The sequence below is a fragment of the Pseudoxanthomonas sp. GW2 genome (assembly GCF_000283075.1).
Classification (GTDB): domain Bacteria; phylum Pseudomonadota; class Gammaproteobacteria; order Xanthomonadales; family Xanthomonadaceae; genus Pseudoxanthomonas.
Map to the genome: position 1 here is coordinate 1 of NZ_ALIP01000036.1, position 4,962 is coordinate 4,962.

At 71.0% G+C, this 4,962-nt stretch carries 4 protein-coding genes; 1 reads left to right on the top strand and 3 read right to left on the bottom strand.

Going from position 1 to position 4,962, the window contains the following annotated elements; genetic code table 11:
• Positions 1 to 463, top strand: a 463-nt coding sequence (locus B351_RS17935) for a hypothetical protein (protein WP_232207885.1), incomplete at its 5' end; no start/stop codon positions are given.
• Positions 464 to 738: 275 nt separating this feature from the next.
• Here B351_RS17935 and B351_RS0103130 read toward each other — a convergent pair.
• The 3 genes from B351_RS0103130 to B351_RS0103140 form a co-directional block, all read right to left on the bottom strand.
• Complete coding sequence (locus tag B351_RS0103130) at positions 739 to 2,031, bottom strand: adenylosuccinate synthase (protein ID WP_019397598.1); 1,293 nt, start codon at positions 2,029 to 2,031, stop codon at positions 739 to 741.
• A 252-nt stretch (positions 2,032 to 2,283) separates the two neighbouring features.
• Positions 2,284 to 4,017, bottom strand: a complete 1,734-nt coding sequence (locus B351_RS0103135) for an amidohydrolase (protein WP_019397599.1) — start codon at positions 4,015 to 4,017, stop codon at positions 2,284 to 2,286.
• A 251-nt stretch (positions 4,018 to 4,268) separates the two neighbouring features.
• Entirely contained in the window at positions 4,269 to 4,703 is a 435-nt protein-coding gene (locus tag B351_RS0103140) for an OsmC family protein (RefSeq protein ID WP_019397600.1), read from the bottom strand.
• Between the last annotated feature and the right edge of the window lie 259 nt (positions 4,704 to 4,962).

Genomic DNA, 4,962 nt, shown 5'->3' on the forward strand with positions numbered 1-4,962 from the left:
TGGATTATGGCTGCAAGGTGTCTACGAAACACGGGGCGATTCACCAGCCTCACCTGTGCGAATCCCTCAGCTCACAGATTTCAGGATAGGCCTTCTCGCTGCAGCCACCCCGGCAACCTCTTTCACCGGCAGAGGGAGCAGCCCTAATGGCCAGGCGCCCGGCGGCATCCGCACAAGCAATCTTGCCCTTGTCCTTTCCGCAAACTCAAGCGACTGGATACTCACGACCAGTTGTTTTCTTCGGGGACTTGGCGGCAATTCCTGCCTAGGACGTAGCAAGAAGAATGCAGCGAACGTGTGGGAGCACTTTGGGCTGCAGAACTACGAGCGGGGCACTGCTCTCGAGGCCACACTCATTGAGTTTGAAGGTCAGCGTGCACATCGGTTCAAGAGCTACATGGATAATGCTGCCTTCGAGCGATTTCTGGAAACGACACTAGGGCCTATTGCGTCGACTAATTAGCAACCATTGGGCCGCATGACGCCTAGATGCGGCCCAGTCTTACTCGGGTTACAGAGCCCCCCTCCGGGCGAAAAGTTTTGGCGCCTCCCTAGTGCGCGATGCCGCCCGTCCGCCCCCCCGGCGAGAGGGGTATACAAAAAGCCCCGCTTGCGCGGGGCTTCCTCACGTCACCTGGTCCCGGCGTGATCAGACATTCGTCTAACGGCCGCCGGGACGACGCCGCGGAGGTCCCGGATGCGGCTTCGCCTTATCCGGGCTACGCGCGGGACGAGGGCTCAGGCGAACGGATCCTGCAGGATCATGGTGTGTTCGCGGTCCGGGCCGGTGGAGACGATGCTGATCGGGCAGCCGGCCAGTTCCTCCAGCGCGCGCAGGTAGGCGCGGGCGGCGGGCGGCAGGTCGTCCCAGTTGGTGATGCCGTGGGTGTTCTCGCTCCAGCCCGGGAACTCCAGGTAGACCGGGGTGATCTCCTCCCAGCCCTGGGCATCCAGCGGGGCGTACTCGGTGCGCTTGCCGCGGTATTCGTAGGCGATGCAGACCTTCAGCTTCTCCATGCCGTCGAGCACGTCGAGCTTGGTGATGCACAGGCCGGAGATGCCGTTGATGGCCACGGCGCGCTTGAGGGCGACGATGTCCATCCAGCCGCAGCGGCGCGGGCGGCCGGTGGAGGCGCCGTACTCGGCGCCGCGGTCGCGGATGCCCTGGCCGATCTCGTCGTCCAGCTCGGTCGGGAACGGGCCGCCGCCGACGCGGGTGGCGTAGGCCTTGGCGATGCCCAGCACGTAGTCGATGTCCTGCGCGCCCACGCCGGTGCCGGCCAGGGCACCGCCGATGGTGGTGTTGGAGCTGGTGACGTACGGGTAGGTGCCGTGGTCGATGTCCAGCAGCGCGCCCTGGGCGCCCTCGAACAGCACGCGCTTGCCCTGCTTGCGCAGGTCGTGGCAGATGCCGGCCACGTCGGACTTCATCGATTCGACGTACTCGCCGAACTCCAGCGCTTCCTTGTAGGTGGCCTCGAAGTCAACCGGCTCCACGCCCAGGTACTGGGTGAGGACGAAGTTGTGGTAGTCCAGCGCGCTCTTGAGCTTCTCGGCCAGCTGGTCGGGATAGTGCAGGTCGGCGATGCGGATGCCGCGGCGGGCGACCTTGTCCTCGTACGCCGGGCCGATGCCGCGGCCGGTGGTGCCGATGGCCTTGCCGCCGGCGGCCTTCTCGCGCGCCTGGTCCAGGGCGATGTGGTACGGCATGATCAGCGGCGCGGCCGGGCTGATCTTCAGCCGGCTGCGCACCTCCACGCCGGAGGCTTCCAGCTCCTCGATCTCCTTGCGCAGCGCGGCCGGGGAGATCACCACGCCGTTGCCGATCAGGCACAGCGCGTCGTCGCGCAGGATGCCGGACGGGATCAGGTGCAGGACGGTCTTCTTGCCGTTGATGACCAGGGTATGGCCGGCGTTGTGGCCGCCCTGGAAGCGCACGACGGCGCCGATCTCCTCGGTAAGCAGGTCGACGATCTTGCCCTTGCCCTCATCGCCCCACTGGGCACCGAGGACGACGACTGACTGGCCCATGGCCGCAACTCCTTTATCTGGCGGCCATCGGGGCCGCGGGATGGAACCGTGCCGGGGCACCGCCTGGCCGTTCCCCTGCGGGGACGGAACGCCATCGGGGCGTTGCGGACATGCGGCGGTCCAGACACGGAAAAAGCCGGTCGGAGGCATCCACTTGGGAAGCGTGCCCGACCGGCTTTTGCGGATTATCCGGGTTTTGCACCGGCGGGGCCACCGGGAAGGTGAACGGCGCCCTGCCCGCCCCGCCGGGCCTCACTCGGCGGTGAAGACCGGCTGGCCGTCGACCCAGGTGGCGCGGACCTGCAGCGCGTCCAGCTCGGCGCCGGGAATGGCCAGCGGATCGCGGTCGAGGACCACGAAGTCGGCGCGCAGGCCCGGGGCCAGGCGGCCGACCCTGGACTCGTCGTGGCCGGCGCGGGCGGCATCCACGGTGAAGCCGCGCAGGGCCTCCAGCGCGCCCAGGCGCTGGCCGGGCAGCCAGCCGCCGGGCGGCTGGCCGTCGCGGTCCTGGCGGGTGACCGCCGCCAGCAGGCCCAGGCGCGGGTCGACCTGTTCCACCGGGAAGTCCGAGCCCAGGGCCAGCGGCACGCCCAGGTCCAGGAAGCGGCGCCAGGCATAGGCGCCGGCCAGGCGTTTCTCGCCCAGGCGGGCGCCGGCCCAGCCCATGTCCGAGGTGGCGTGGGTGGGCTGCATCGAGGCCACCAGGCGCAGCGCGGCAAAGCGCGGGAAGTCCTCCGGCGCCACCACCTGGGCGTGTTCGACCCGCCAGCGGTGGTCGGCGCGGGCGCCCAGCCCGGCAAGGGCCTGCTGGTAGGTGTCCAGCACGATGCGGTTGCCGCGGTCGCCGATGGCGTGGGTGGCCACCTGCAGGCCGCAGTCGCGGGCGCGGATCACCGCCGCGCCGTAGGCGGCCGGGTCGGTGACCAGCAGGCCGCGGTTGCCGGGGGCATCGCTGTAGTCCTGCAGCAGGGCGGCGCCGCGGCTGCCGAGGGCGCCGTCGACGAACAGCTTCACGCCCTTCATCTGCAGGCGGCCGCCAGGGTGCTGGTAGGCCCCGTGTTCGCACAGGTCGGCCAGCGCCTCGCGGTCGCCGTCGGCATAGGCGCTGATGCGCAGCGGCAGGCGGCCCTCGTCGGCGAAGCGGCGCATCAGCGCCAGGTCGGCGCGCGACACGCCCATGTCATGCACGCCGGTCAGGCCGTTGGCCACGGCCAGGGCCAGGGCCTGCTCCAGGGCGCGGGCGCGCCAGGCCTCGTCCGGCGGCGGCATGGCGCGCTCGACCAGGCGCATGGCCCCGTCCACGAACACGCCGGTGGCACGGCCGTGCCCGCGCTCGATGCGGCCGCCCTCGGGCTGCCAGTCGCCGTCGAAGCGGCGCGCGCCTTCGAGCGCCTCGGCCGCGCGCATGGCGGCGGTGTTGGCCCAGGCGGCATGGCCGTCGATGCGCGACAGCCACACCGGGCGATCCGGGAAGGCGGCGTCGAGGTCGGCGGCGGTGGGGAAACGCGCGCCGGGCCACAGGTTCTGGTCCCAGCCCCAGCCGACGATCCAGGCGTCTTCCGGCGCAGTGGCGGCATGGGCCTGCAGGCGCTGCACCACTTCCCCCACGCTGCGCGCGCCGGACAGGTCGGCGCGCAGCAGGGCGTAGCCCAGCTCCATCAGATGGGCGTGGGCGTCGATCAGGCCGGGGATGACGGTGGCGTCGCCGGCATCGATATGCCGCGCCTGCGGATAGCGGTGGCGCAGCTCGGCAGCCTCGCCGGTGGCGAGGATGCGTCCGTCCTTGTCCCAGGCGATGGCGGTGGCCTGCGGATGGGCGGCGTCGAGGGTGTGGATGCGGCGCGCGGTTAGCACCGCTTCGGCGGTGGTGCCGGCATAGGACGGCGGCGCGGGTTGCGGTGCGGGAGACTGCGGGGAGGCCAGCGCCATGGCACTGGCGAAGGCGGCAAGCAGCAGCGGGAGGGCGCGGGTCACGCGTCGGTGCATGGCGTCGTCCTGCGGATGGGGATGCCGGGGACTATGCCGGGGGTGGGTGGCGGGGGCAAACGCGGCAATCCGGTGAGCTTGCTTCCGTCGCGACCGCCGCCGTGCGCCGGAACCGCGCCCCCGGCCCTTGTCCGAGGGGGAGTACGTGCGTGGCGGGGCCCCGGATGCGGCCTGTGGCCTCATCCGGCCTACGCAAGCGCCACGCTACGGTCGTTGCGACGGCAAGGCCCCGTCGCGCCGCCGGGGCGGATTCAGTCGACCAGCTCGGCTTCCAGGCTGATCGGCACCGCGGACAGGGCCTTGGAGACCGGGCAGTTCTGCTTGGCGTCGTCGGCGATGGCGCGGAACTGCTTTTCGTCGATGCCGGGAACCTTCGCTTTCAGCTTGAGCCGGATCTGCGACAGCGCCGGACCGCCTTCCAGCGACAGGTCGACCTCGGCGCGGGTGTCCAGCGCGGCCGGCGTGAACCCGGCTTCGCCCAGCTTGGCCGACAGGGCCATGGTGAAGCAGCCGGCGTGCGCGGCGGCGATCAGTTCCTCGGGATTGGTGCCCTTCTCCTCGCCGAAGCGGCTGTTGAAGCCGTAGCGGGTGCCGGCCAGCAGGCCGCTCTGCGGCGTGTCCAGGATGCCCTTGCCGCTCTTGAGGTCGCCTTCCCAGTGCGCGGTGGCGTGGCGCGAGATGCCCATGGCGTTGTTCCTTTCGATCCGTGGAGGGAACGCGCAGCGTAGCGGCCGGTCCGTTAGCGGGCCGTGCGCGGGCCGGCGTGCGTGCTTGTGCGACGCAACGTGCCCGCGCGCGCGCAAGGCGCGATGGTGTGGCTTCCGCCATGACCGCCCGCGGCACGAGCCCGGGCCGTCCTCCATGGATCGGCGCGTGCCGGACTGCCATGACGGCCTCCAATCCCCCCCCCCCCCCCCGGGGGGGGGCCCCCCCCCCCCCCCCCCC

What these genes read in the sequence shown, in the direction of transcription:
- B351_RS0103130 (WP_019397598.1), bottom strand. Translation starts at nt 2,031, where the DNA reads ATGGGCCAGTCAGTCGTCGTCCTCGGTGCCCAGTGGGGCGATGAGGGC.
- B351_RS0103135 (WP_019397599.1), bottom strand. Translation starts at nt 4,017, where the DNA reads ATGCACCGACGCGTGACCCGCGCCCTCCCGCTGCTGCTTGCCGCCTTC.
- B351_RS0103140 (WP_019397600.1), bottom strand. Translation starts at nt 4,703, where the DNA reads ATGGGCATCTCGCGCCACGCCACCGCGCACTGGGAAGGCGACCTCAAG.